Raw genomic sequence first — 23,500 nt, forward strand, 5'->3', positions numbered from 1 at the left:
ACCGCCAGCAGCACGCTGCGGCACGTGCTGATCAACCTCGTCGACGCCAGAGAAGCCACCCGCATCCTCATCGACCTGGACAAGGTCGACTTCATCGATGCCACCGCCATCGGCGCGATCATCGATGGCTACAAGGCCGCTCATCAGGCAGGGACCACGCTGCGCCTGACCAACGCTCGCGGCCTCGTGCACGACATCTTCGCCGCCCTGGGCATGCTCACCCTGTTCACCACCGATCCCCGCACCTCAGCGACCTGACTCGCGGCAACGGCGTCAGAGCTGCACCCTCCCCGACCGCGGGGCCGGTCCGGCGGCGGTCGTTGACCCCGTTACTTGCGTGACGGTCCCGATTGATCGATATCTGCGCTAGATATCTCTGCGAGGCTCTCGGCGCGTGCAGTGGGGAGGGCATGTGGCAGAGGCTGCGGGCGCGCTGTGACTATTGGTCAGGTGCATCGCGACGGAGGCCGTGACGCCGTTAGATCGGTGTTCGAGTGTGAGGTGGTGGGTGAGCTGGCGGGCGAGCCACAGCCCGCGGCCCCCGGCGACGTGCGCGGGCGGTCGCTGCAGGTCATCGGGGGATGCGGTGAAGCCGGGTCCTTGGTCGATGACCTGGCAGACGATGGTGTCGGCGTCGCGGCGTAGTTCGACCTCGCCGTACCCGCCGCCGTGGCGCAGCGCGTTGGTGATCAGTTCGTGGGCTGCCATGCACAGGTCATCGAGTGCGTCGTCGTTCAGCCCCGCCCGCCCGGCGTGGTGGCGCAGCGCCTGCCGTAGGGCGGCGAGGTCGTCTGCCGTGAACGACTGATTCCACCGCACGTCCTGGCCCCGGTCGCCGGGCGCGGGGCCGTCAGCGTTCATCGCCGGTCTTGGAAGTCGTCACATTGCACGTATGACCCCTACTCGCTGGGCCAAACACAGACGGGAGCCAGTCTGTTCTGGAGGTTGACGGCTCGAAGGCACCTTCCGCCGGGGCGAGAAGGAGCCTTCGAGCGCGGCAACCAGGCTCGGGGATCTCAGCCGCGCGAGTCCGGTCGGCATCAGTTCGCGTCTGGTTGCCGCCGGTCGCGCCGTCCAAACCTGAACCTGCCAAGTCGCTGGAGATCCGTCGCGGAACGACCGTGGTCCCAGGGTCTGTTCGGATAGGAATATGCCGCTGGTCAAAGGTAATCCGTTGGCCTGACGATCGGTGTGCGCAGCTGGCGTTACCGATAACGTGAGGCGCTATGCATTCCTGGTTTGAGCAGAACGTTGCCGGCATGACGGCGGCGGTCCGGTGGGAGCAGGCAGGGGCTGCGGTGGTCGAGGTGACCGGGGACCTCGATCTTGCTTCCGCGCCGGAGCTGACTGCCGTCCTCGACCGGGTGTGCGCCGAGCATCCGGAACGGATCTCGGTGGACCTCGCCGGGATCACGTTCTTCTCCTGCGCGGCGGTGCGGGAACTGCTGTCCGTGCACCGGCGCTGCCCGGCGGCGCTGACCATCGTGCGCCCGGCGGGTAGGGTCCGGCGAGTCATGGACACCCTCGGTCTGGGCTGGGACCTGCAGGCGCTCAGCCTCTGAACGGCGCCAACCTTTCGGTGCGCGTCGACCAGCTGACCCGCTGTCTCGCGCCTTCACTTTTCTTGCACATCAGCGGGTCCTGCCTGGGTCCACGCGAGACGCCGTACCGGTTGAGGCCATGGGGCTGGGTGAGTTGGACCGAGCACTGGGGAAGGCGAAATCGCGCCCAGGAGAATTAGTGACGGCGGCTCACTCACGGTGTCCCGGCTTGCGCGGTTGGCGGGCATCTGGACACAGTTAGGCGGTAACGGCCGCGCGGGAGGGAGACGATCATTCAGGCTGATCAGTGGTATGCCGTCCGGCATGAAGGCCGCACACGCATCATCGCCTTGCGAGGTGAACTCGACCTCGCTCAGGCCGACGACCTGCGCGCCCTGATGACCGAGCTTACTCAGCAGGACGGAGTCGATCTGCTGCACATCGACCTGAGCGAGGTTACGTTCCTCGACTCGACCATCATCGGTGCGCTGATCACCGGTTACCACGCCGCCCAGGCAACCGATGTCGAGTACACGGTTGATGGTGCAGGAGGGCAGGTCGAGAAGATCCTCACAATGGCCGGTGTGCTGGAGTTCCTGCGCGGCGATCTCCCGCCGGACTGACGACCCGCCACTGCCTGCCTCGCCGACGCGAGAAGGAGAACCTCACGGTGCCTCCGCCCCTGCGATTGAACACCGCCGCACGAGAGGGGTCAACGATGAGGGTGGCAGCCTTGTATCTCTATCCTTGGGGATCGGGAGGGGATGCGGCAAAGGGTGGTCGCCGCAGTGACTGTGGAGGTTGTCCGTAGGGGTATGCGCGGTGTCCTTCATGATCGTTCACGCAGTGGTGTTCTCATCAACGCCGCTGCGCAACGACGTGCGAACGGACACGGCCCGCTGTATCGCCGGGAGCGGTCCGAGCTTCCACGCGTCGCGTAAGGAAGGTCGGGCCGCGCATCCCGGGGAGCCCTCGCCGTCCGGGCGGGTTCAGCCCGCTTCTTGCGACAAGCAGTGACGGCCCAGACGCCGGCGGAGAATTGCGTGCCGCCGGAGAGGCTCCCCCGTGCTCTTGTTTGAGTTTCGACTAGCGCGCACTGCCCCTGACACGCTCAGATCGTTGGTCTTTCGGCAGAGATCGGCGATGGTCGAGAGGCGGAGATCGTGGAGTGGGGAAACGTGCCGAGCTGGATGGCGCTGGTCATCTCCGCCATCGCGGTGAGTTTGTCGTGGGTGGCGGTGCGGCGTGCGAAAGCGGCGGAATACCGCAGCGGCTTGCACCAGGACCGGCCGGCGTTCACCGCAGAGTTCGAAGACATGGGCGGCTGGCATCGCCTGGCGCTGCGATTGGAAGGCCCCATCGACATCCGCGACCGCGTCGATGTCGACCTGCTCGCCGGGGGCCTCATGTTCCGACAGGGCATTGACGGGGTTGACAAGGGCGCGCGGTTCCCGATCACGACAGCGTGGGCGCAGGTCTACACCGAGATAGAAGGCCCACCCGGGCGAACGGTCGCGCCGGGCGGTATGAAGGTCGGCGACACCGTGCGCTGGATGGTCGAGCGCGTGAAGGACCCCGCAGCGTCGACAGCCTCCATCCGAGTGCGCGCCCAGGACGCCAGGCGGAACTGGTCTCTGCTACTCGATGTTGAGGTGCCCGCCAGGTTGCAGACCAAAAACCTCGGCATCTACTGAATCGGCGATGCCGACTGCCGGGCCAGCTGAGGTAAATACACCCAACTCCGCAGCTCGCGGGGGTAGAAGCACCGCGGTGTTTGCCGCCACCGCACTCTGCGCCATCCAGCCAGGCCCGACTAGCCTGGGTCGGAGTGCTAGTCATGACCTGTTCGCAGCGATCGTCGCCAACGGCGAGCTGGCCTACGCAGGCCCTCGTGCATACGACGCGGGCCCGGTCATGACGGGTAGCACCGGCGTAGGCGGCGTCGGTTAGCTCGTCGGCTTGCAGCTCGGATGGCACTTTCGGCCGCAGCCGCACGCCGACGTGGGTATCGGTGCTCAGGTCGAACAGCCGAGCACGTGTCTTACCGGGGTTGAGATGTTGCAGTCCGTACTCCACGGCCATCAGCGACTCGTAGCCGACCACGGCCCATCAAAGCGAGGGAAGCTCAGGTACGAGACAGCCCGCGAAAGCAGAGTCGTTGTCCGATGTCGCGACCCGCAGAACCGGGAGCCGCCCGTCAGCTGGGTGTGTTCCGTGGGAAGGTCGCCCAGATGTGCTTCGTGCGTTGGGCCAGGTACCAGCCGATCTCGGTCGCGAATGCTCCGGCCAGTTTCAGACCGTGACCGCCGGCATCCGCCGGGCGGCCGGTGGCGAGTTCCGGCATCGTGCTGAGGTCGTCGTCGGCCACGTCAAGGACGAAAAGATTGGCGGTATGCAGCAGTCGCACCGTGGTCGGTGGCAGGCCGTGTTTGATCGCGTTGGTGGCCAGCTCAGTGGCGACCAGCACCATGTTGTCGACGACCTCCAGCGTCGACCAGGCCGGGACGGGAGACTGCGCGGCCAATTCCTGCCTGATCGCAGTGCGAAGATCCTTCAGTTCGGTGCCAGCGCGTAGCACCCATACCCGCAGCTCGGTGGCTCGCGGCGGTAGAGAAGTACGGGACAGGTCCACACGGCGAAGATGCCCACCCGCTCGACGTTCATGCACGGCTACGCATTAGCGGTCGCCACCGGCAAGCCCCCGGTGAGGTAGAAGCGCGACCTCGCCTAGCTTGGGCTCAGACCACCACCCGAAGTCGGGTGCCCAGCGTCCGCGTTTGACCCGTTCCAGCACCGCGTTCTTACTTCTCGTCAGCTCCACATACCGCCGAAAAGCTTGGGAGTCGAAAGACCGGCGATCCGGGGTGGGCTATAGCCCGCCACTACTCCTCAGTCGGGGCTGGCCGTTAGCGCGCCGCCACAATGACAAGTGTGGAAGACCCAGAATGAACGGCGGCCCGCTGAACCAGACGGGCCGCCGTTCACGGTTGGACGGGGGTCAAAGTGGTCGAATGTTCGACGCCTGCGGACCCTTCTGACCCTGGGTGATGTCGAACTCCACCTTCTGGTTCTCGTCGAGGCTGCGGTAGCCGCTCGACGCGATCGCCGAGAAATGCGCGAAGACGTCGGCGCCGCCGTCGTCTGGGGTGATGAAGCCGAAACCCTTGTCGGCGTTGAACCACTTCACAATGCCTGTTGTCATTTCCACTCCTCGCGGGCCGGTAGGCCGCACTGCGCGGACCGCACTCCCGCGACGATCTTCTACCCATCCCGTACGGCAGTAACCGACGCTTCCCAGTTGGCAACCTCCAGCCGCTGGTTCCTGGATCGTCCAAAATCTTGCGTCGTCCACCTCGGCCGCCCGAACCGTTTCCCTCGCAAAGTCAGAGGTGGCCGCAAGGACGCAAGAGTGACTACCGATTCCCTCGTATGGACCGGATCGTGATCTTGTGTCAAGGTCGACGGGTGTCTCACCATCTCCACGCCGAGTTAGCACCTGATGACTGCGTGATCATCACCGTGGCCGGGGTCGTGGCCTACCAGAACCCAGACCAGATTGCCGGGGCCGTGCGCGCCGCCATGACACGGTGGAAGCCACGCCGCATCCTTCTCGATGTCGACGACGTCAGCGTCCTAGACGGTGCGGGCATCGCCGCCCTGCTCGCCAGCCACCACGTCGGCGCCCAGTCCGGCACCCCGGTCATACTGATCAACGCCTGCGCATTCCTGACCGCGCAACTACGCGAGTACGGAGTCCAGGCCGTACTGTGCGACTCCCCGGGCAGGGTAGAGGTACCTCAGCTCCCGATCTCGCTGGTGCCCCGCCCCCTGGGCTGAACGGTAGGGATGGACTTGCCCGTTACCTTTTTCAGGTCCCCAGCCGGGGACTGCTCGGTTGCCTGGTCCGGTATGACTTACCGCCCCTGTCGCGTGGATGATCCGGGGGGTGTTGTCGCCGGGTCGGGTGGCGTCGACGGACCGCTGATAGCGCCTCTGTCTGTCAAGTAGCGGCGTGGGTGGTTCGTTGATGGTCTCGGTTGATGTGCCGGTAGATGATGTTGGCGAGGCGGCGTTTGAGTGCTCGGCGGGCTTCGGCCGGGGACTTTCCTTCGGTGAGTTTGCGCTGGTAGTAGGTGCCTCCGAGGCCGGGGCGGTGGGCTTGGACCATGGCGATGATGTGCAAAGCCATGTTGAGCTGGCGGTTGCCGCGGGTGTTCAGTCGGTGGCGTTGCTTCGGGCCGCTGGAGGCTTCGATCGGTGCGGTGCCGGTATAGCTGGCGAAGTGGTCGGCGTTCGGGAACCGATCGATGTCACCGACGTGGCCGAGGATCTTTGCGGCCATGACCGGGCCGACGCCGGGCATCTCGGTCAGCGTGCTCCCGGCTGCGGTGAGTGCTTGTCCGAGTTCGGTCTCGTTGCTCTTGAGCTGGGTGTCCAGACGTCGCAGGGTAGCCAGGAGTTGTCGAGCGAGGTCGCGACGGCAGGCGTCGGTGGCTGTTGCGGGTCGCACCGTTCGCAGGAGGGCGGCGGCTTTGTCAGCGGTCATGCGGATCGCGGCGCCGCCGGGGATGAGGTCGCGCAGGAGGGCATGGAGGCGGTTGATCACGCTGGTGCGTTCGTGGGTCAGGTCGTCGCGGTGTTCGCTGAGCAGCCGTAGGATCGTGCTTTGATCCTCGGCGGTGACCGGTTGCAGGCGCTGGTGATGCAGGGCGACTCTGGCGACGCTGGCGGCGTCGGCGGTGTCGGTCTTGCTGCCGCCGCCGGTGGCCAGGAGGCGGGCACGGGCCGCGAGAGATGCTGGGACGTCGACCACGGCGGCCCCGGTCACGGCCAGTTGCTGGGCGATGCCGCGGCCAAGTCCTTTGGCTCCTTCGACGGCGAAGCGGTGCTGCGGCCATCGGCTGGCCCATTTGGTGAGCTGGGTGAGGGTTCCGGCGTTGACGACAAGTCGTCTGACAGCGAGTTGCTGGCCGGTGGAGTCGACCGCGACGGCGGTCAGGGAGGACTTGTGGGGGTCGATACCGATCACGATCACAGGTGAGGGACGCTTTCCACGGGCCGACGAAGGGGACGATCACCGTGGTGGGCACCCTGACTTGAAGAACGGATCGCATGCCTCTGTCGAGCCACACGCACGGCCGGGCGCCGGCCAGCTTGGCACGCTATCAGGGAGCCAACCCGGTCTCGGGCGGCAAGGGACACGCGGACCCGCGCCAGCCGACGCCCTGAACGCTAAGGGCTGCAGACCCTTCGCGCTCACCAAGATTCAACAAGTCAGGGACACGACCGCCTGGCATGTCGGGGTAGGTCTCCTCGTAACGTGGCTGCCGACAGTCGACGCCGGACTGGCGATCGAGTGGACAGGTGGCGTCGCGGGGAGGCGATGTGCACGGCGATTACCAGGTGTTCCTCGGCCTCGACGTCGGTAAGCAAGGGCATCACGCCGTCGCGTTGGCACCGGATGGCAAGCGGCTGCACGACGCCGCGCTGGTCAACACCGAGGCCAAGCTGCGGCAGGTGTTCGACAAGCTCGTCCGCCACGGCACGGTAGCTGGTTGTGGTCGACCAACCCGCGTCGATCGGCGCGTTGCCGGTGGCGGTCGCCCGCGCCTGCGGGCATCAGGTCGCCTACCTGCCCGGTTTGGCGATGCGCCGGATCGCTGACCTGCACCCCGGCAACGCTAAGACTGACGCCCGCGACGCCTATGTCATCGCGGACGCTGCCCGGACCCTGCCGCACACCCTGCGCCGCGTCGATACCGGCGACGACACCCTCGCCGAGCTGGAAGTCCTGGTCGGTTACGACGACGACCTCGCCGGTGAAGCCACCCGCGTCGCCAACCGCATTCGCGGGCTGCTCACCCAGATCCATCCCGCCCTCGAACGTGTCCTCGGGCCGAAGGTCCAGCACAAGGCCGTCCTCGAGCTGCTGACACGCTGCGGCGGCCCGTCCGGGCTGCGCAAGGCCGGCCGCCGCAAGCTGGTATCGATCGCAGGCAAGCACGCTCCGCGCATGGGTGAACGCCTGATCGAGCAGGTCATGACCGCCCTGGACGAGCAGACCGTCACCGTCCCCGGGACCGCCGCGGCGGAGACGATCCTTCCCCGGCTGGCCGACAGCCTGCGCGACGTGCTGCGGCAACGCGATCAAGTGGCTGCCGAGGTCGAGGGGATGCTTGATGCACACCCTCTTGCCGAGGTCCTGACCTCGATGCCCGGCATCGGAGTCAGGACCGCCGCCCGCATCCTGCTCGAAGTCGGCGACGGCAGCACGTTCGCCACCCCAGGCCACCTCGCCGCATACGCCGGACTCGCACCGGTCACCCGCCGATCGGGAACGTCGATCCGCGGCGAGCACCCACCACGCGGCGGCAACAAGCAGCTGAAACGCGCGTTCTTCCTCGCCGCGTTCGCGTCTCTCGCGCACCCACCCTCACGGGCCTACTACGACCGCAAACGCGCCACCGGGAAACGCCACAACGCCGCCCTCATCTGCCTCGCCCGCCGCCGCACCGACGTCCTGTTCGCCATGCTCCGCGACCGAAAGCCCTACCAAACCCGACCGACCGAACACGCCCTCGCCGCTTGACGAAACCCATAGGGACACCCCCCACTCGTGCTAGCTGACGCCGTACGGAGGCCCCTTCGCGGGGAGAAGGGGCCTCCGTACGCAGCGACTGAACTCGGGGACTCATACCGCACGAACCCAGTCGGCACCTACCGCTCACTGTATCCGCGAGCGAAGTACTCAAACCGGGAATCGAAGCTCTCCCCGGCACCGCATGATCGTGAGGGGGCCTCTACGACTGAGTGAGTCGCATTTCCGCCGCCGCTGATGCCGCCGTGGGCGCGTGCTGACAACCCGGGCGAACCCCACTGTCGTCTATAAGCATCAGGCGCGTTGAACCGCATCTATTGCTGACCGGTAACCCTCTGCTTAGTGGTGCGAGCGCTCTCAGGCCCTTTGGGCTGGGGCCGCGGCGACCGGACGCTGGGTGCAGCGGTCGCGGTCGACGGCGCGGTGATCGCCGCTGCGGGGGTGGGGACGGCACTGGTCCCAGGCGTGTTCTCCGAAACGCCGAGCAAAGCTTTGGCCTTCTGCTGGATCCGTGTCGCGGCGGGATGGGTCTGCGCTTGACGCGCGGCAGCGACGATCTGTTCGTACTTGTCACGGCCGGCACGGCTACCCAGGACATAACCTACGGCTAGCCCGGTGGCGAACTTGAACACCTTCACGTTCCTTTCAGTCTTCGTTTCATTGATCGCGGGTCTGTCAGTCCGGCCATCGGCCGGTCGCCTTCTGCACGCCGACAGCGCCAGCCCGGTCGACCGCCGCTTTCACCACGGCGAAGATCGCGCCCTGGAGTGTCGCGGCGAGCAGGACTTCCGGCCAGCCGCGGTCCTGGTCGGTGGCGTTCGGTGCGTCGTCGTCGTGACCGGCGACCTTCCAGACCTGTTTGAAGATCAGTCCGGAGACGAGTCCAGCGCCGGCGCCAAGAAGCAGCCCGACCGGCTTGTACGCGATCTTCAAGGCGGTATTGCTCATAAACGTCTCCTACGGGTTGAGCACGGCGAGGGTGACGGTAGTCGTCGCGGCGGCTACCGCCGCGAGAGCAATCAGCGGCAGTAGCCGGCGGATCGGGGCTGGCGCCTCCGAGGCTGCGAGCCGCCTTCTGGCAAACGGCGCCTTATCCGCGATGGTGCCAGCGGCGGCGTGCACCGCTGGGTCCTTCACCGCGACCAGCTTATGCCGCTCCCGGCCGGCCGTGTCCGCGACGGCGCGCGTGGCGCGGGTCGTCACGTCAGTCAGGGCGGCGAGTTGTTGCACTGTGACGCCCAACTCGGCGCGGGTCTGGGCGATGTCGGCGCGTAGGCGCCGCTGTGGGGATGTCCTGGTCATCAGGAGTGTCCTTGCTGTACGGCATTCTTGACCGCGCGCACGTCGGCCTGCGTGCTGGCGACGGCATCGGTCGGTACGGGCGGTACAGCGGCCTTCAACTTCTGCTTACCGACCAATGCCGCGGCGGCGGCGGCAACGATCACCACCGCTAACACGACGAGCAGGGCCAGCCACAGCGGCCAGATCAGGTCCAGCAGCACCACTGCTAGCGCGAGGAATAGGCCGAGCCCGTAGAGGCCGAGGACGGCGGCCCCGCCGAACAGGCCGCCGCCGATCCCGGCCCGCTTACCCTTCTCGGCCAGTTCCAGCTTGGCCAGCTGCAACTCGTCACGTACCAGCGTCGAGATCTGGGCGGCGGCTTGGCTGACCAGGTCGGACGTGGACGCCCCGTCAGTCGGTCGTTCCGACATGATGCTTAAGCTCCTTGCGATATTGAAGGGCACTGCTGGCCCGGCGATCCGGAACGTGATGGGCCCCAGCTCAGTCCGCGGTGTCATCGTTGGTGGCGGCTGAGTCCGGGATTCCCATGGGCGAAGGCGACATTTTCCAGCGCTGACCGGCAGACACTTCGGTGCTTCGACCAGCAGCGGTTGCAGCCGTTCGCGTCCTACCCCGGTGTCGGGCGTCCTATCCTCGATATCGGACCGTCGTCGTGCAGCGGCGCGAGGTTTGAAACGTTGACACCCGCGTCATCGAGGCTCAAGAACACCCTCGTGAGTGCAGGCACGAGCAGCTCGGACGTATTTCAGCGGTGCAGAAAGCCGGGAAGCCAGCGGTTGCGGGCCGCGCGGGCTTTCGCGGCTCGGCGGCGGCTGATGAGGACCGCAGCCACTGTCCCTGCTGCGGTCAGGGCGGTTGCGGCGGCCACCGGTACCGGGCGGCTCTGGACGGCTTGCCGGGCCCGGCGTACCTGCTGCGGTGTGGCCTGCTGGACTCGGGATGTGCCGGCCGCGGCTTTGGTCTTCATGTTCGACAGGGCGCCGCGCAGGCGGGTGCGGGGGTTGACCTTGCCGGTGAGGGCGGTGACGGTGTCGGCGAGGTCCGCGCGGGTGTTCTCGATGTCGGCGCGGATGTCTTCGGGCGCTCCGGGCACGGTGTGCGAGCTCGTCATCCGGTCGGCGGCGGGGTCGATGGCCATGGTGTTCCTCCTCTTCGCTGGCACGCCGATGTCGGCGGCTGGCATGTGCACTCTGCTGACGGGGGTAGCGCACGGCATGCCCCGTCGGTGATCGGCGTTAACGTGACCTGCCGTTCACTCACGCCTTCGGGTCCGACTGTGCAGCGTCCGCCCGGGGACTACTCCAACGTTTCCGGATGCTGGCGGGGAAGGTCGGCGTTGATGCGTTCCTTGCGGACCTGTCCGGTGATGACGTGCTGGTCGTGTTGGACGAGTTTGGTGAGCCGGACCCGTTCGACCGGGACGATCTCGGTGGTCACCACCGGTCGTTCCTCGTGCAAAGTGACCTCGAAGATGGCGCCGCCGTCCGGGCCGTCGAACTCGCCGGGCAGGCCGAAGACGTCGGGGTCCTCGACGGTGCCGCGCTGGTGCTCCGGGATGGGTTCGCGCTCGATGCGCAGTTCTTCGCGGCGTACCTGGACGGTGATCTGTACTTCTTCGGTGACCACATACTTGCGTAGTCGCGCCCGTCCGGTCTCGTAGACCTGGGTGCCGGCGACCAGCCGCTCCTCCGAACGGGTCATCGCATCGTCCGGCGAGCCCTCGCCCCGATCCCCCCATTCGTCACTGGCCGCGGGTATCGGTGGCGGCAGGGGCTGGGTGCGTTCGGTGTCCATGATCGCTCCTGAGCGGTAGTGGGCGCCAGTTCTGCACGATGTTCCGCGCTGAGGCACCTCGTGTCCGACGAGGTGCCTCAGCGTCAGATGCGGCTCAGCGGCGGCGGTCGTCGGGTCCGTCGAACTCGATCTGCTCCTTGCGGACCTCACCGTGGACGGTTTCCTCGTCGCGTACGGTCTCCTTGCTCAGGCAGACGCGCTCGACCGGAACTGTCTCGGTGTCCAACACCGGGCGTTCCGCGCGCAGGGTTACCTCGTGCTCGGCCTCGCTGATCTCCGGCCCGGCCAGCGCGGCGTCGCGGTTGGCGTCGGTGATCGGCTCGCGCTCCACCCGTACTTCCTCGCGGCTGACCGGCACGGTGACCTGCTGCTGCTCGGTGACCACGTACTTGCGCAGCCGCGCCGTCCCGGCATGCTCGGTCCGGGTGTCCGTGACCAGGCGCTCCTCCGAACGCGTCATCGCGTCGCCGCTGTCACGCCTCGAGGTGGTCTCGCTGGTTCCGTGAGTACCGGTGGCGTGGTCGCCGTACGCCGAGTCGGCGGCGTGCTGGCCGGTGGTGTACGTCGCGTAGTAGGTTGTAGAGCTCGTTCTCTTCCTCGTGGCTCAACGCACCGTCGGGATCGATCTTGGGGGCGTCCTTGATGGTGTCCTCGTCGACGGCCAGGGTGACCCGGTCCTGCTCGAGGGTGGCTCGCTGCAACGGGACGAAGGTTTCCTTCATGCCGAACAGTCCGGTCTTGACGGTCACCCACTCGGGGTCGCCGGTCTGCGCGTCGAGGTACACCTGTCCCGCCGAGCCGATCTTGGAGCCGTCGACGCCGTACACGTCGAGGCCGTCGATGCGGTCGATGTTCTCGCGAGTAATCATGGCAGGGTCCTTCCGATGGGGGATTCGCAGCCGTAAGACGTTCGGATACGAGCGCATTGCTGCGGGGACGGCAATGCGCTGGTATCTGTGCTGCTGCGGAAGGTGCCCCACGGTTTAGGACATAAACAGAATCGGCCCGGGTGATCTCCCGACCGCGGAATTCAGGTCACTCTGCGGGTGGAGGACGTCACTCCTGCGTGGTCAGCCGTGGCGGTCGACGACGGCGGGGCAATAGCAGCGCGACCCGATCAAGGAGCACTTCCAGGGCCTCTTCGAAGTCTTGGGCGGCGACGTCGATCGACAGGTGCGGCTCCAGGCGTTCCAGGATCGGGTAGCTGCTCAAGTCTTCGATCGGGGACACATCGGGTTCCTCGACGGGGCCGGTCTCGACGCCGTGGGCGGAGACCTCGAGCAGCAGGTGGCCGAGCAGGAAGCTGCTGAACGCCCGGTAGACGGCGGCGGCGTTCTCGTCGGAGAACCCGGACTGGGTCATCACTTCCAGCAGTGACTCGATCCAGCGCAGGCTGCGCAGCGGCGGCCGCACCCAGGGTGCGGCCGGTGGGCGGGTCGCCACGAGCGGGAACACTTCGGGGTGGGCGAGGGCGATGCGGCGCAGGCCGTGGGCGAGGCGTTGCAGGTAGTCGACCCACCCGGCGTGTGCTTCGAGGTGGACGTCGGGGTCGCCGAACAGTTCGTCGACGACGGTGTCGACCACCCCGTCGAGCAGAGCCTCCCGGCCGGGTATATGCCGGTAGAGGGCCATACCGTCAACGCCGAGGTAGGCGCCGAGGCGTTGCATGGTCAGCATCCGCAGGCCGTGTGCGTCGATGTATCGCACCGCGGCGTCCAGGATGCGCCGCTGGTCCAGCCCGCCGCGCCGCGCGCTGCCCGCCTCACCGGAAGTGTTCGGCGCCGCGGCGCTGCCGCGGGCCTGCGGAGTGTCAGGATCGGACATCGCGCCTCCTCCAGCCGGGCGAACGGTCACTATCGGGCAAGCCTGCCATAGATGCCCGTCCGGTGATCGGGAGGATCAAACAGCAGGAGGCGGGCAGCGCCTGTCGCAGGCGGACGTGGTGCGGCGCGAGCGGGAGCCCCGGCAGTGGGTTTAGAACATAAACAGGACGGATGCATCCTGCCGCCCCGATAAATGATCTCGCCGGGGCGTGACTTCTTTGCCGCATGGCAAGCAAGTTCTTCGGAAAAGGGTTAAGTAAACGCGGGGGTGGGGAAAACCGCGCTCGACCCCTGTTCCCGTAGGAGGCATAGTGAGTGAGTTCCCGACCGGCGCATACGCGCCGGGATCAACCACTTCGGACGAACCCTCGAAGGCCGCGCAGGTGGCCGGGCAGAGCAAGGAAGCCGCGACCCAGGCCGCCGTCGAGGTGAAGGACACGGCGGTGGAGCAGGCCCAGCGCGTCGGCGCGGAGGCCAAGGCTCAGGCCAAGTCTGTGGCGGCTGACGTGCGTGACAAGGTTACCGAGCAGGCCCGCACGCAGAACGACAAGCTGGTCGGTCAGATCCGGCAGACCGCCGACCACCTCGACGAGATGCGCGGCGACCGGCAGGACTCCCCCGCCGCGGCTGTCGTGTCGCGGGTGGCCGACGGGGGCCGGCAGCTCGCCGATTACCTCGACCGCAACGGCCCGGAGGGAGTGTTGCGGGAGGTGCAGGACTTCGCCCGGCGCCGTCCGGGAGCGTTCTTGGCTACCGCGCTGGCCGCCGGGTTCGTTGTCGGCCGCCTCGGTAAGGGTGTCGCCAAGGCTGACCCCGACGCCGGGACCGGATCTGCTCCCTCCCCACGGCCGCAGCCGTCGGTCACGCCACCCCCGACTTCGGCTCCCGTCGCCGCACCGCTGAGCACCGGCACCGGCACGCCCGCCCCTGCCTCGACCACGACGGGTCACCCCAGCGAGCACGGCACCGAGTACGCGGCCACCGGCACCGGCACGCCCGCTGTGGTCAACGACCCGTACGGCTACCAGAACGCGGGGCCCCGCCCGTGACCGCCCCGTACCAGAACGACCGGTCCGATCAGGTCGCCGAGACGTCCATCGGGGACCTGATCGGCAACATCAGCAACGACCTGTCGCAGCTGTTCCGCCAGGAAGTCGAGCTGGCCAAGGCCGAGATGAAGCAGGAAGCGGCCAAGGCCGGCAAGGCCGCCGGGATGCTCGGCGTCGCCGGATTCGCCGGCTACCTCGCCGTAGTGCTGCTCAGCTTCGCCGCCGTGTTCGGCCTCGCCAATGTCATCGACGCCGGCTGGGCCGCACTCATCGTCGCCATCGTCTGGGCCGTGATCGGCGCGGTGCTGTTCGTATCCGGCCGCAAGAAGCTCAAGACCATCGACCCGGTGCCGCACCGCACCGTCACCACGCTCAAGGAGGACGCGCAATGGCTCAAGAACCCGACCGGCTGAAGCGCGACATCGAAAACACCCGCGCCGCGCTGACCCGCGACGTCGACCTGCTGGCCGAGAAGACCAGCCCGGCCCGGGTCGCGCAGCGGCGCTGGACTGCGATGAAGGAGAAGGTCATGGGCAGCACCGACCACGCCCGACACGCAGCGGCCGACACCACGTCGTCGGCGGTCAGCACCGTGCAGGACAAGGCATCGCAGTTCGGCGACGTCGCGAGCGAAAAGGCACACGACGCCGCCGACGCCGTCCGCAACGCCCCACAGGCCGTCGCCGCGCAAACCCAGGGCAACCCCCTGGCCGCGGGGATCATCGCGTTCGGCGTCGGGATGCTCGCCGCCACCCTGATTCCGGTCACCGACGTGGAACGCCGGGCCGGGCAGCAGCTCAAGGACAACACCGGCGAGTTCACCGACGCGGTCAAGGACATGGCCGCCGAGATGAAGGACGACCTGTCCGGCACCGTGCAGCACGCCGTCAGCGAGGTCAAGCAGACCGCGCAGGACGCCGCGCAGACCACGAAAGACCAGGCGCAGTCCTCGGCGCAGGACGTCAAGGACCAGACCAAGCAGGCCGCGCAGCACACCTCCTGAACGACCCGCACATGTGCCGGCCCCCCCTCTGCGGGGCCGGCACAAGGTCGGTCGCCATCCCACCGATTCGCAGGCATCGTCACCGCGCCCGGAGGACCCCGTCATGAGCACGCACCGTAAACCCGACCGCGGCGCCGGTTACGACCTCGACACCGCCGCCACCTCGAAAACCGGCGAGGACAAGCCAGTCAACCTGGACGCACCCGGACCCGACGCCGGGCCGGACAGCCCCACCCAGCTCAAGGGCAAAGGGCTGTTCGCGGCGCTGAAGCGCACATTCCAGCAGTTCTCGCAGGACAACGTCTCCGACTGGGCCGCCGCCCTCACCTACTACGGCGTCCTGTCGATCTTCCCCGGCGTGCTGGTCCTGGTGTCGCTGCTCGGCATGCTGAGCAGCAACAGCAAGCAGAACGTCCAGGACGCGGTCCAGGAACTCGCCCCGAACCAGCAGTTGCAGGAACTGGTCGGCACCGTCCTCACCCAGGTCCAGGACCCCGGCACCGCCGGGTTCGCCGCTGTTCTCGGTGTCGTCGCCGCGTTCTGGTCCGCGTCCGGCTACATCGCGGCGTTCATGCGCGCCTCCAACGCCATCTATGACGTTCCCGAAGGCCGGCCGATCTGGAAGACCCTGCCGATCCGGGTCGGGGTCACCGCCGTCGTCGGCGTCATGCTGGTCGCCTCCGCCGCCATCGTCATCTTCACCGGCGAACTCGCCGAAGTAGTCGGTGACAAGATCGGCCTAGGCGCCGCAGCCGTCACAACCTGGAACATCGCCAAGTGGCCGGTCCTGCTCGTGCTGGTCAGCCTGATGTTCGCCATCCTGTACTGGGCCTCACCCAACGCCAAAACCGGTGGGTTCCGCTGGGTCAGCCCCGGCGGGCTGTTCGCCGTGATCCTCTGGGTCCTCGCGTCCGCGGCATTCGCGTTCTACCTCGCGAACTTCGCCAGCTACAACAAGACCTACGGCACCCTCGCAGGTGTCATCGCCTTCCTTGTCTGGATGTGGATCACCAACATCGCCATCCTGCTCGGCGCCGAACTCGACGCCGAACTCGAACGCGGCCGCGCTATCGCCGCCGGCCACGACCCCACCGACGAACCCTTCCTCGAACTCCGCGACGACCGCAAGCTCAAGAAGGGCAGCGAGCAAGGCCTCAGCACCAACTGACGACAGTGGCCTGCCCGCCCCTGGGCCGGTCAAGGACAACTGCGAACGAAGGAGTACGCGACATGGGATTCATGGACAAGGCCAAAGAGTTCGCCGACCAGCACGACGAACAGGTCGACCAAGGCATCCAGAAAGCCGGCGAACAGATCGACCAGCGCACCGGCGACAAATACTCCGACCAGATCGACAAGGGCGTCGACGCCGCCCAGGAACGCACCGGCAACGGCGACACCCAGCAGTAAGCGTCACGCCATGCGACCGCTCGCCGAGAACTTCGGCGAGCGGTCGCTGTCGTTGATGGTGAGTCGGCAGGGTTGCCACCGCGTGCGGCAAGGGTGTTCAAAGTCATGGATGCGTCGGGATTGCGTGAAGCGGTTGCGGGGCACGGTAAGTCCATCCAGAGCCCACTGTCAGCAGGGAGTCAGCGATGAGCAACGTCACCGAGTCCGTGGACGTCGCGGTGCCGATCCGCACCGTCTACAACCAGTGGACGCAGTTCGAAGAATTCCCGCACTTCATGGAAGGCGTGCTGGAGATCCGGCAGACCTCCGACAGGATGACACACTGGAAGACCAAGATCGGCGGTGTGGAGCGGGAGTTCGACGCGCAGATCACCGAGCAGCTGCCCGATGAGCGGGTGGCGTGGACGTCGACCAGTGGTAGTGACCAGTCCGGGGTAGTCACCTTCCACCGGCTGGACGAAAATCTCACCCGCGTCACGGTCCAGATGGATTTCGACCCCGACGGTGTGCTCGAGACTGTCGGCGACAAGCTCGGCGTGCTGGACCGCCGGGTGAAGGGCGACCTGCACCGGTTCAAGGAGTTCATCGAGAACGAAGGCTACGAGACCGGCGCGTGGCGCGGCGCGGTCCCACGACCCACGCCGTAAGCCACCGTCGCCGCGCCGGCCACCGGCACGAGGCATTCTGGAAAGGGGCTCTGACCTGTACAGGTCAGAGCCCCTTTTGCATGTCGCGGCTGACGTTCCCGCGGCCGAAAACAAAGCTTGTGCCTCACCGCGAGAGTCCGCTGTCACACGACCGGCACGGGTTGCACGTCTTCTAACATGAGCGGCGACAACGCCGTCTGACTGACCGCGGCTCCACGCTGCTACTCAGCGGTTGCGGCGGACAAAGCCGGCGACGGGACCATCTGTTGATCGCGGGCTGCTGAGCGTGCAGGGCGCCGATGATGCGACAGCAGGGGATAAGCGGCGCCGGCGATGGCGGCACCCAACGCGGGTGCGAGTAGGAACAGCCAGAGCTGGCCCATCGCTGGGGTGCCGGCGAACAGTGCGGGGCCGAGGGAACGTGCCGGGTTCACGGAGGTGTTCGTGACCGGGATGCTGACCAGGTGAATGATCATCAGGCAGAGCCCGATCGCCGGTGCGCCGATGGCCGGGGCGTCGCCGCGGCCGGTTACCGCGAGAACCACCAGCACGAAGATCATGGTCATGATGGTTTCGGTGAGAAACGCCGCGCCCATCGTATAGCCGCCGGGTGAACGCTCGCCATAACCGTTGCTGGCGAAGCCGGAACCGACCGCGTCGAAGCCAGCCGTTCCGGAAGCGATCACATACAGCACCCCAGCCGCTCCGACGGCCCCTGCCACCTGAGCGGCGACGTATACGGACAAGTGACGCAGAGGGAAGCGGCCCGCGAGAGTGAGCCCGAGGGTCACCGCAGGGTTGAAATGACCTCCCGAGACGGGACCAAGCGCATACACCAGAACCATGACGGTGACGCCAAACGCCATAGCTACACCGAGAAACCCGACGCCGAGTTGCCGACCGTCAGCACTGAGGTGGTCCGCGGTCAGGACCGCAGTCCCGCAGCCGAACAAAACCAGGCCGAAGGTGCCAGCAATCTCCGCGGTGATGCGCTGCCAAACGTTGGGCATGATCCGGCTTCCTCCGAGCACACGGGAGACCGCGTAACCGCACCTCCCCTCCTGATCATGATCACAACGCATACCTCACTGCACAGGACGGTTCCCCCGCGTTAGCTCTTCTGAGCGACAGAACAAGGGGTTCATGACCCGCCACGGTCGTGACGGTTCGTCCCGGCCCCTGCGACTTCCCGGCCGGCCCGTCCGGGCGAAGGGCAACTCGATGCGCCACTGTACGGAAGGTTGTCTTTAGCCAAGGGGCGCCTGCGCTGGGAGCCCGACAGCGGCGAACCCTGGGAAGCGTCATCCGCATCCATCACGGTGCTGGGCGCCGGCACCGCCCTGGGTCCGTTCAACCGCATCCCGACATCTATGTCGCCGGATCGGGCCCGTGGCGACCCGTGGTGTCGGACCATAAAATCAACAGGCTGTTCAGCAACGATACGAACGCTTTCGCGACGCTCGGCGCCCGCAGGAGCTCGCTGAACGGCTGCTGCACAACGGTAACCTTGGGGCGTGACGCACTTCTTTGTGCGTTCACTGACGCGTCCCGGGGCACTCACGCATGTGTGGTCGGTGCCGGTCAGCTTGCCCGGCCGTCCGGCAAGCCCGAGCTAGACGAACCTGTCGGGTCGGGTGACAGGTAGCGGGGGTACCCCGCTACCTGCTGATTCCTCGACGGTTGGTGGTCGCGCTACGCGTCGCGGGAACCCGGCGACTGTCGCGTCGCTTTCGGCCGTTTGACCGCGGCGACAATGCCGCCCGCTCAGCTGGGGCGGAGGTTGCCGCACGAGTCTCAGGCGGCGGGGTGGCGGGTGGGGAGTCGGATGGTGAAGGTGGTGGCGGCTTCGTCGGGCTCGCTGACGACGAGAGTGCCGCCGTGGCGTTCGACGACGGCGCGGGCGAAGGTGAGTCCGAGACCGGCGCCGGGGATGCCGTGTTCCCGGGCGTGGTCGGTGCGGCTGAACAGGTCGAAGATGTGCTCTCGCTCATCGGCGGGTATGCGGGGGCCGGTGTTGGTCACGGCCAGGACGGTGGTGTGCGCGTCGGCGTTGATGCTCACCCCGACGGTGCTGTGCGCGGGCGCCCAGGTCACTGCGTTAGATAACAGTTCGTCGAGGACGGCGCGTAGCCGGTGCTGGTCGCCGATGATGACGGCCTCGGAGGGGCTGTTGACAGCCACGGTGATGCCGGAGGCGGCGGCACCGGCATGATCAGCGGCGTGCTGGGCGAGCGCGGCCAGATCGACGGCGTCGGTGTGTAGGGCGATCTGGCCGGAACGGGTGCCGGCGACGTCGAGAAGTTTGGCGATCAGGGTGTGCAGGCGGTCGGTGTTGCGCTGCATCACGTCGAGCATCTGTTCACGTTCGCCTGGTGTCAGGTCCGGTGCGGAGCGCATCATCTCGGTGTAAGCCTGGACGCTGGTCAGCGGGGTGCGTAGTTCATGGCCTACCAGGGCGATGTACTCATCGCGGGTGCGGTCCAGTTCGGCGGTGAGCTGCTCAGCGCGGCGGCGTTCCAGGAATTCGCCGAGGTGCGCGGCGATGCCGGTCATCACGGCGGTACGGGTGTCGTCGGGCACTTCGTGATGGTCGCTGAAGCAGACGAGCACGCCGAGGGTCGCCGCGCCGCTGGGAATCGGCACGGCCAATGCGCCTCGTAGCGATCCCCAGTCGCTGGCCTGCCGGGCACCGTCGGCGTCGGCCTGCAGGTCCTTCGACCATTCGGGTGCGCAACTGCGCCACGCCCTACCAGGCAAACCCTGACCTTCCACGAGTTGATCAGGTAGCTCGCAGGGCAGCCGGTGGCCCTGTCTCGCCCAGCAGGAACCGCGGCGCAGCACCTGCCCTACGGGGTCGAGGGTCCAGAACTCGACGGCCGCCCAGTCCAGCATGGCGCCGATGAGATCGACCGCGTTCGCGGTGACAGTGTCGGCGGGTTCAGGGTTGGACAACAGCTCGGACAGTTGCAACTCGCAGTCCTTGAACCGCTCCGTACGCCGTTGGTCGGTGGTCTCGTGCAGAGCGACGACGGCCGCCACCGTGCCATCGTCGTCGACGGGATCTCCATGTACTCGGAAGGAGCGAGGCGTGCCGCCGGCAACGGTGAGGATCACCTCGGTACCGCGGACACGTTCACCGTCACGAGCCCGCAACAGAGACAGATCATCCGTGCGCAGCGGCCGACCGTGCAGGTCGGTGACCTGCAGCTCCCGCAGCCACAATTCGATGGGGACGCCGTCAAGCAGAGGGCCGAAAAGTTCTCGAGCGGCCTGGTTGAATAACACCGGCCTACCTGCCGTGTCGCAGCCGAGCACCGCCGTGTCCAGACAGTCCAGCACGGCCTGCAAGGTCTGCCTACCCACCACAGCCCCCTCACGTCACGTATAAACCACCCTACGCTCTGACCGCACGCCACTCGGCCAGAACGACCAGCGCGCTTTGAGGATGTAGTAGTGAGGACGCCGTCCGTAAGCCTCCCGGCGATCTCGATCTGGGGACGCGGGTATGCCGCTAGTACCTGCGGCACGGTGAGGACCGAGAACCGCCAGCCAGCCCCTTCGCCGCCGGGGAAGCTTTTGCAGATCGACGACACAGTGACCGGCCGAGCTTCAACGCTTATCGGGCTTGCAGGTGCCGGTGAGGGCTTAGTTCCCGATCACAGCGTCGTCGGCAATCTCCCCAGTCGAGGATGGACGCCGTCATTGACGCATCGAACATCGGAAGTGCACGTGTGTTTCGCGCCTTGCATGAACAGCCTCTGTTGGTGCTGCCGAACGCCTGGGATGAGGCAAGCGCGTCTCTGATCGCCCGCGCCGGCGCTGCGGCTGTCGCCACTACCAGCGGCGGGATGGCCTGGTCACTGGGCGTGCCGGACGGAGAAACCCTGACCCGTCAGCAAATGATGGCAGCAGTACACCGCATCTGCGCGGCCGTTGACGTGCCGGTCACCGCAGACACAGAAGGCGGATACGGGAGCACGCCCGAAGACGTCGCGGCCACCGTCCGGGCCACTATCGAAGCCGGCGCGGTAGGGATCAACATCGAAGACTCGCATGCCGGGCTTGGAACATTGCGGCCTCCGGGCGAACAAACACGCCGGCTGCAAGCTGCCCAGCATGCGGCGACTGCCGCGGGACTGCCACAACTCATGATCAACGCTCGGACAGATGTCTATCTGCTGAACGCCATCGCACCCGCGCGCCGCTTCGACGAAGTCCTGATCCGCGCGAGGGCATATGCCGAGGCCGGCGCTGACTGCCTGTTCGTGCCGGGCCTATCAGATCTCGCCACACTCAGCGCGCTCACCGCGGCGTCACCCCTACCTGTCAACGCGATGGCAGGACCGACAGGCCCCACCATCGGCGAACTGGCGACGGCCGAAGTCCGCCGGGTCAGCGTCGGCACGGCGCTCGCCCAAGCGGCATACGGCCTCGTCGAGCAAGCCACCCGCGAACTACTGACGTCAGGCACCTACCGTGCGCTCGACAATGCAGTCAGTTACGCGGACCTCAATGCCATGAGGGATGCCGCCGCCGGAAATGGGAGCTAGATCGACCATCCGGGGCACACTCCTGACGAGATTGCACCCCTCAAATCCTCCGCTTTCCGGTCGCGTAGCCCTGACACAATCCGCAGCACGCTTTCGCGAAAGCGCCAAAGTTGACCCGCCTGGCCTGCGTCACGAGGTCGTTTTGGTCGCTCGGCCTCCCCGCAGGTGGCGGACATGAGCGCAATCTGCAGCATGACATCGTGCAGCCGCGAACGCGTCGGCGCGTCCGCGCGGGTGATGCCGGACGCCGTTTCGGTTTCGCAGCCCTCAGGGGCATCAGTTAATGAGGGAAGGCTGTATTGGCGCAGGTCTGAGCGGTTTCGTAAAGAGGTGCAGAAACATTCCTAGCGAGATTTCCATCCACCGCGGCTGAAGCGAGTAGCCGTCACGGCAGGCGGGCCACGTCTCCGTAAAATCCGCGGATGCGTCGGATCGTGGCCTCGAACGCTTCTAGATCAATCGGTTTGGTCACGAAAGCGCTGGCGTGCTGCCGATAGCTGGCATCAATGTCCGGGCCGGCATCCGAGGTCGTCAGCACTACCACCGGGATCGATTTCCACCGATCATGGGTCTTCAATCGAGTGAGCGTTTCCAGGCCACCCATCCGCGGCATGTTCAGGTCCAGCAAGATCAAATCCGGCAGATCGGCGGCGGAGGTCGCGCCCAGCAGATCCAACGCGGCCTGGCCATCAGCAGCACGGGTCAGCCGGGTCGAGGGCGCTGCTTCCTCCAGCGCTTCCTCGATCATCAGCACGTCCGCGTCGTCGTCGTCGACCACCAGAATGGCGAGAATCCGGCTAGACCTTGGCATCATCTCAGCTCTCCTACCGTCGGTCCACCTGTGGTACCCATCGTCGACTGCCGTGAACACAACTCCTCGAGCAGACCCGCTAGCCCGCGGCCTACACATTTACAGCCTTGGTAGGAAACGGTGGCGCAAGCAGGCACATCCGTAACACTGATCAATACTGGCGCCTTCCTCACCCGACAGTTACGAAGAAGTGCTTGTGTACGCCGGAAGCGGGCAGCAGTGCAATCTCAGCGGCATGGGCATCGCTCGTGCCGCGCCCGCGAGAGATCGACGCCGCGTAGAACAGCCGGCCCACCGCCAAACCTCCTTACTCCCGGCGCGGCACCGTTGGCACTGCGATGAGGTTTGATGGTCCCGCCCATGCGGCACGCCGCCGAGGCCAGCGTCCCACGCTGCGTCGAACGACCTCGGCGCGTGTTTGCCGACCACGCGATGAGGAAACACTGCCGCCGTTGATCGTGCTCACCGCTACCCCTTCAGCAAAACCATGCTGAAGGGGGCTCCCCCTGGCGGGCACGTGGCTCGCCCGGCACGTGCGCGGACATCCGCAGCACACCGGACACCTCACCGAAGGGCACATCATGTCGTTCCTCTGGGCCATCATCGCCGGACTGATCATCGGCCTGATCGCACGAGCGATCCTGCCCGGCAGGCAGAACATCCCCATCTGGCTGACCATCCTGCTGGGTGTGATCGGCGCCCTCATCGGCAACGCCATCGCCACCGCCCTGGGCGTCCGGGACACCGGCGGTATCGACTGGATCCGCCACATCGTCCAGATCGCAGCCGCTGCCGGCCTGATCGCCGTCGTCACTCCCCTGTGGGCCAAGCGCACACGCCGGTAACACCCCAAAACGGCGGCAAGTGAGGGGCAGAGCGGAACGAACCGCTTTGCCCCTCACCCCTATCTCCACCGGCTATGACCCGCGTCATCGTTGATGTGACCCGGGTCGATGCTGTTGCCAACCGTGG

28 protein-coding genes and 1 pseudogene are annotated in these 23,500 nt (G+C 66.7%); 14 read left to right on the forward strand and 15 right to left on the reverse strand.

The features are described 5' to 3' along the window. Nucleotides 1-258, forward strand: a 258-nt coding sequence (locus ACIA1L_RS31625; RefSeq protein WP_396076714.1) for an STAS domain-containing protein, incomplete at its 5' end; no start/stop codon positions are given. A 108-nt stretch (nt 259-366) separates the two neighbouring features. Here ACIA1L_RS31625 and ACIA1L_RS31630 read toward each other — a convergent pair. Then, on the reverse strand, nt 367-861 hold the full coding sequence (locus ACIA1L_RS31630) for an ATP-binding protein (protein ID WP_396076715.1): 495 nt from the start codon (nt 859-861) through the stop codon (nt 367-369). A 365-nt stretch (nt 862-1,226) separates the two neighbouring features. Between ACIA1L_RS31630 and ACIA1L_RS31635 the strand changes: the two genes are divergently transcribed. The 3 genes from ACIA1L_RS31635 to ACIA1L_RS31645 all read left to right on the forward strand — a co-directional run bounded on the left by ACIA1L_RS31635 (nt 1,227) and on the right by ACIA1L_RS31645 (nt 3,235). Beyond that, complete coding sequence (locus tag ACIA1L_RS31635; protein WP_396076716.1) at nt 1,227-1,562, forward strand: STAS domain-containing protein; 336 nt, start codon at nt 1,227-1,229, stop codon at nt 1,560-1,562. Nucleotides 1,563-1,834: 272 nt separating this feature from the next. Continuing rightward, nucleotides 1,835-2,164: an STAS domain-containing protein gene (locus tag ACIA1L_RS31640; protein ID WP_396076774.1), complete on the forward strand. Its 330-nt coding sequence runs from the start codon at nt 1,835-1,837 to the stop codon at nt 2,162-2,164. 567 nt (nt 2,165-2,731) lie between these two features. Further along, entirely contained in the window at nt 2,732-3,235 is a 504-nt protein-coding gene (locus ACIA1L_RS31645) for a hypothetical protein (RefSeq protein ID WP_396076717.1), read from the forward strand. 503 nt (nt 3,236-3,738) lie between these two features. On the opposite strand, the gene ACIA1L_RS31650 is transcribed toward ACIA1L_RS31645, so the two are convergent. After that, on the reverse strand, nt 3,739-4,173 hold the full coding sequence (locus ACIA1L_RS31650) for an ATP-binding protein (protein ID WP_396076719.1): 435 nt from the start codon (nt 4,171-4,173) through the stop codon (nt 3,739-3,741). Between the two features lie 366 nt (nt 4,174-4,539). Next, on the reverse strand, nt 4,540-4,743 hold the full coding sequence (locus ACIA1L_RS31655; protein WP_396076720.1) for a cold-shock protein: 204 nt from the start codon (nt 4,741-4,743) through the stop codon (nt 4,540-4,542). Nucleotides 4,744-5,048: 305 nt separating this feature from the next. Here ACIA1L_RS31655 and ACIA1L_RS31660 point away from each other — a divergent pair, with 305 nt between their 5' ends. Then, nucleotides 5,049-5,378, forward strand: a complete 330-nt coding sequence (locus ACIA1L_RS31660) for an STAS domain-containing protein (protein ID WP_396076721.1) — start codon at nt 5,049-5,051, stop codon at nt 5,376-5,378. Between the two features lie 163 nt (nt 5,379-5,541). Here ACIA1L_RS31660 and ACIA1L_RS31665 read toward each other — a convergent pair whose 3' ends face one another. Beyond that, a complete protein-coding gene (locus ACIA1L_RS31665; protein WP_396076722.1) occupies nt 5,542-6,570 on the reverse strand; it encodes an IS110 family transposase in 1,029 nt (342 codons plus the stop codon). A gap of 356 nt (nt 6,571-6,926) precedes the next feature. On the opposite strand from ACIA1L_RS31665, the pseudogene ACIA1L_RS31670 reads away from it, so the two are divergent. Further along, nucleotides 6,927-8,130, forward strand: a pseudogene (locus tag ACIA1L_RS31670) (IS110 family transposase). A 684-nt stretch (nt 8,131-8,814) separates the two neighbouring features. On the opposite strand, the gene ACIA1L_RS31675 reads toward ACIA1L_RS31670, so the two are convergent. From ACIA1L_RS31675 to ACIA1L_RS31710, 8 genes are all read right to left on the reverse strand, one after another. Then, on the reverse strand, nt 8,815-9,087 hold the full coding sequence (locus ACIA1L_RS31675) for a DUF4235 domain-containing protein (RefSeq protein WP_396076723.1): 273 nt from the start codon (nt 9,085-9,087) through the stop codon (nt 8,815-8,817). Nucleotides 9,088-9,096: 9 nt separating this feature from the next. Further along, nucleotides 9,097-9,441 carry a DUF3618 domain-containing protein gene (locus ACIA1L_RS31680; protein ID WP_396076724.1) on the reverse strand — a complete coding sequence of 115 codons (345 nt, stop codon included), beginning with the start codon at nt 9,439-9,441 and terminating at the stop codon, nt 9,097-9,099. Next, a complete protein-coding gene (locus ACIA1L_RS31685; RefSeq protein ID WP_396076725.1) occupies nt 9,441-9,851 on the reverse strand; it encodes a phage holin family protein in 411 nt (136 codons plus the stop codon). The genes ACIA1L_RS31680 and ACIA1L_RS31685 overlap by 1 nt, the downstream gene beginning before the upstream one ends. Nucleotides 9,852-10,186: 335 nt before the next feature. Next, complete coding sequence (locus ACIA1L_RS31690) at nt 10,187-10,579, reverse strand: DUF3618 domain-containing protein (protein ID WP_396076727.1); 393 nt, start codon at nt 10,577-10,579, stop codon at nt 10,187-10,189. Between the two features lie 158 nt (nt 10,580-10,737). Next, complete coding sequence (locus tag ACIA1L_RS31695) at nt 10,738-11,235, reverse strand: YsnF/AvaK domain-containing protein (protein WP_396076728.1); 498 nt, start codon at nt 11,233-11,235, stop codon at nt 10,738-10,740. Between the two features lie 94 nt (nt 11,236-11,329). Beyond that, on the reverse strand, nt 11,330-11,695 hold the full coding sequence (locus ACIA1L_RS31700; protein ID WP_396076729.1) for a YsnF/AvaK domain-containing protein: 366 nt from the start codon (nt 11,693-11,695) through the stop codon (nt 11,330-11,332). 13 nt (nt 11,696-11,708) lie between these two features. Beyond that, on the reverse strand, nt 11,709-12,104 hold the full coding sequence (locus tag ACIA1L_RS31705; RefSeq protein WP_396076730.1) for a PRC-barrel domain-containing protein: 396 nt from the start codon (nt 12,102-12,104) through the stop codon (nt 11,709-11,711). Between the two features lie 187 nt (nt 12,105-12,291). Continuing rightward, nucleotides 12,292-13,059, reverse strand: a complete 768-nt coding sequence (locus ACIA1L_RS31710) for a TetR/AcrR family transcriptional regulator (protein WP_396076732.1) — start codon at nt 13,057-13,059, stop codon at nt 12,292-12,294. Between the two features lie 310 nt (nt 13,060-13,369). On the opposite strand from ACIA1L_RS31710, the gene ACIA1L_RS31715 reads away from it, so the two are divergent. The 6 genes from ACIA1L_RS31715 (at nt 13,370) to ACIA1L_RS31740 (ending at nt 17,167) form a co-directional block, all read left to right on the forward strand. Continuing rightward, nucleotides 13,370-14,107, forward strand: coding sequence for a hypothetical protein (locus ACIA1L_RS31715; protein WP_396076733.1), 738 nt, complete (start codon nt 13,370-13,372; stop codon nt 14,105-14,107). Continuing rightward, nucleotides 14,104-14,520 (forward strand): phage holin family protein, encoded by a 417-nt coding sequence (locus ACIA1L_RS31720; protein WP_396076734.1) that lies wholly within the window; start codon nt 14,104-14,106, stop codon nt 14,518-14,520. The genes ACIA1L_RS31715 and ACIA1L_RS31720 overlap by 4 nt, the downstream gene beginning before the upstream one ends. Further along, nucleotides 14,496-15,110 carry a DUF3618 domain-containing protein gene (locus tag ACIA1L_RS31725; RefSeq protein ID WP_396076735.1) on the forward strand — a complete coding sequence of 205 codons (615 nt, stop codon included), beginning with the start codon at nt 14,496-14,498 and terminating at the stop codon, nt 15,108-15,110. The genes ACIA1L_RS31720 and ACIA1L_RS31725 overlap by 25 nt, the downstream gene beginning before the upstream one ends. Before the next feature lie 103 nt (nt 15,111-15,213). Next, nucleotides 15,214-16,278, forward strand: coding sequence for a YihY/virulence factor BrkB family protein (locus tag ACIA1L_RS31730; protein WP_396076736.1), 1,065 nt, complete (start codon nt 15,214-15,216; stop codon nt 16,276-16,278). Nucleotides 16,279-16,340: 62 nt separating this feature from the next. Continuing rightward, nucleotides 16,341-16,520 (forward strand): antitoxin, encoded by a 180-nt coding sequence (locus ACIA1L_RS31735; protein WP_396076737.1) that lies wholly within the window; start codon nt 16,341-16,343, stop codon nt 16,518-16,520. Between the two features lie 185 nt (nt 16,521-16,705). After that, on the forward strand, nt 16,706-17,167 hold the full coding sequence (locus ACIA1L_RS31740; protein WP_396076738.1) for an SRPBCC family protein: 462 nt from the start codon (nt 16,706-16,708) through the stop codon (nt 17,165-17,167). Between the two features lie 221 nt (nt 17,168-17,388). On the opposite strand, the gene aqpZ is transcribed toward ACIA1L_RS31740, so the two are convergent. Both aqpZ and ACIA1L_RS31750 read right to left on the reverse strand, forming a co-directional pair. Continuing rightward, a complete protein-coding gene (gene aqpZ, locus ACIA1L_RS31745; RefSeq protein WP_396076739.1) occupies nt 17,389-18,249 on the reverse strand; it encodes an aquaporin Z in 861 nt (286 codons plus the stop codon). A 712-nt stretch (nt 18,250-18,961) separates the two neighbouring features. After that, nucleotides 18,962-20,530: an ATP-binding protein gene (locus tag ACIA1L_RS31750; RefSeq protein ID WP_396076740.1), complete on the reverse strand. Its 1,569-nt coding sequence runs from the start codon at nt 20,528-20,530 to the stop codon at nt 18,962-18,964. A gap of 326 nt (nt 20,531-20,856) precedes the next feature. On the opposite strand from ACIA1L_RS31750, the gene ACIA1L_RS31755 reads away from it, so the two are divergent. Beyond that, a complete protein-coding gene (locus ACIA1L_RS31755; protein WP_396076741.1) occupies nt 20,857-21,717 on the forward strand; it encodes an isocitrate lyase/phosphoenolpyruvate mutase family protein in 861 nt (286 codons plus the stop codon). A gap of 385 nt (nt 21,718-22,102) precedes the next feature. Here the strand turns inward: ACIA1L_RS31755 and ACIA1L_RS31760 are convergent, their stop codons facing one another. Continuing rightward, nucleotides 22,103-22,495 carry a response regulator gene (locus tag ACIA1L_RS31760; RefSeq protein WP_396076742.1) on the reverse strand — a complete coding sequence of 131 codons (393 nt, stop codon included), beginning with the start codon at nt 22,493-22,495 and terminating at the stop codon, nt 22,103-22,105. A 614-nt stretch (nt 22,496-23,109) separates the two neighbouring features. Between ACIA1L_RS31760 and ACIA1L_RS31765 the strand changes: the two genes are divergently transcribed. After that, nucleotides 23,110-23,373: a GlsB/YeaQ/YmgE family stress response membrane protein gene (locus ACIA1L_RS31765; RefSeq protein ID WP_396076743.1), complete on the forward strand. Its 264-nt coding sequence runs from the start codon at nt 23,110-23,112 to the stop codon at nt 23,371-23,373. The last annotated feature ends 127 nt before the right edge of the window (nt 23,374-23,500 follow it).

The organism is Actinoplanes sp. NPDC051859, assembly GCF_044452725.1.
Taxonomy (GTDB): Bacteria; Actinomycetota; Actinomycetes; order Mycobacteriales; family Micromonosporaceae; genus Actinoplanes.